Origin of the sequence: Stutzerimonas stutzeri SDM-LAC, from assembly GCF_000235745.1 — a bacterium.
GTDB lineage: Bacteria > Pseudomonadota > Gammaproteobacteria > Pseudomonadales > Pseudomonadaceae > Stutzerimonas > Stutzerimonas stutzeri_H.
The window spans coordinates 1-2,126 of the sequence record NZ_AGSX01000029.1 but is presented as its reverse complement, the minus strand read 5'-3'; the positions used below and the strand labels follow the sequence as shown (position 1 = coordinate 2,126).

The window sequence follows — 2,126 nt, the reverse complement described above, 5'->3', positions numbered from 1 at the left end:
CAAAGCACAACGTCACAACACTGAAAGATCGCGGCGCACGCCACGCACGTGCGCCGCCATAAAAAAAGAACAACACAGGATCAACGATATGCTCAGTTCCGTTACCGCCTTGAGCGTCAAGCTCATACAGCGATACCTACCCTCACCCTTTGTTTTTGCGATTCTTCTCAGCCTTATCGTGCTCGTCGCGAGCATGTTGGTGACTGGCCAGGGCGTGCCCGCCATGGCCAAGCACTGGGGTTCGGGGTTCTGGAATCTGCTGACCTTCGCCATGCAAATGGCACTGATTCTGGTGACTGGCCACGCGCTTGCCAGCGCACCCGCGATCCATCGCCTGCTTGCCGGCCTGGCACGCACGGCGCGCACGCCAGGACGGGCAGTCGTGCTGGTCACACTGGTAGCGCTGGCCGGCTCCTGGATCAATTGGGGTTTCGGCTTGGTCATCGGTGCGGTGTTCGCCCGCGCCCTGGCCCGTGAAGTAAAAGGCGTCGACTATCCGCTGCTGGTCGCTGCGGCCTACTCGGGCTTTCTGATCTGGCACGGCGGCCTGTCCGGCTCCATTCCATTGTCGTTGGCCACCGGCGGCGCGGATGTGGAGCGCATGACTGGCGGCGTGGTGACTGAGGCCATCGGCGTCGGCGACACCCTGTTCACCACCATGAACCTGACCATCATCGCGCTGCTGGTAATCGGTCTGCCGATCCTCAACTGGGCCATGCATCCGAAAGACCCGAAAGTTGCGGACCCTGCGAAACTGCTCGACCCCGCCCATGAGGCCCTGCCGCGCAACACCCTGGCGCAGCGCATGGACGACAGCCGCATCCTCAACCTGATCATCGTTGCGCTGGGCGTCGTCTACTTCGGTTATTACTTCGCCGAGAACGGCTTCGCGCTGACGCTGAACATCGTCATCGGTCTGTTCCTGTTTATCGGCCTGGCGCTGCACGGCTCACCGGAACGCTACATGCGTGCGGTGCAGGACGGCATCGGCGGCATCAGCGGCATCGTAATCCAGTTCCCTTTCTACGCCGGCATCATGGGCATGATGGTCGGAGCCAACGCCGATGGGCTGTCGCTGGGCAAGCAGATCACCGACACCTTCATCGCCTGGTCGTCGGCGGACACCTTCCCGGTGCTGGCTTTCCTCAGCGCCGGCCTGGTCAACGTGTTCGTGCCGTCGGGTGGCGGTCAGTGGGCTGTGCAAGGCCCGATCATGCTGCCAGCTGGCCAGGCCCTCGGCGTGGCACCGGCGGTCACCGCCATGGCAATCGCCTGGGGCGATGCCTGGACCAACATGATCCAGCCGTTCTGGGCATTGCCGATCCTCGGCATCGTCGGCCTTGGCGCCCGCGACATCATGGGCTATTGCCTGCTGATGCTGGTGTATTCGGGGATCGTCATCTCGGGCTGTCTGTATTTCTTCGGCTGATGCGAAGCCCAATAGGGTGGATGTCGTTTTTTACATCCACCGTGACACCGTCCGGTGGGTCGCAGCCCGGTGGATCGCCACCCGGTGAATCGTCACCCAGTGGATCGCCACCCGGTGGATCGATGAAGCGTGATCCACCCTACGTGGACATGGCGCTTGGTGAGCGGTAATGGTTCGTTTTGAAGAGCGGCTCTGCTTCAACTTCACCCGCTCCATCAGCAACCCATCCAAGGCAAAAAAAGGCCGGGATCCACAGGACCCCGGCCTTTTCTTTTCCAACCCGCTTCGCGCGGGTGTGCTTCAGCGCATCAGATCCGGAACTGACGGACCAGCCCGCCCAGACGCTCACCCACATTAGCCAGGCTGCGCGCGGTATCGGCGCCCTGTTGGGTTTCCGCGGCGACATTTTCCACCGCCGTGGCGATCTGGTGGACGCTGCGGTTGATCTCTTCAGCCACTGCCGTTTGCTCTTCGGCGGCGCTGGCGATCTGGGCGTTCATGCCGTTGATGGTGGCTATCAGCTGCGCGATGGCATCCAGCGAAGCGCCTGCCTGGTTGGCCTGGGAACTGCTGGCATCACCCGCTTCGCTGGAGCGGCCCATGGCGGCTACGGCCTGCTTGGTACCGGTCTGCAGGCGATCGATCATGCCCTGGATTTCCTGAGTGCTCTGCTGGGTGCGGCTGGCCAGCGCGCGAA

The 2,126-nt window shown here is 62.6% G+C and carries 2 protein-coding genes; one reads left to right on the top strand and one right to left on the bottom strand.

From position 1 onward, the window contains the following. Window positions 1-88 precede the first annotated feature (88 nt). Entirely contained in the window at window positions 89-1,429 is a 1,341-nt protein-coding gene (locus PSTU_RS0103190; protein ID WP_019339593.1) for a short-chain fatty acid transporter, read from the top strand. A gap of 308 nt (window positions 1,430-1,737) precedes the next feature. On the opposite strand, the gene PSTU_RS20390 is transcribed toward PSTU_RS0103190, so the two are convergent. Next, window positions 1,738-2,126, bottom strand: a 389-nt coding sequence (locus PSTU_RS20390) for a methyl-accepting chemotaxis protein (RefSeq protein ID WP_036992582.1), incomplete at its 5' end; no start/stop codon positions are given.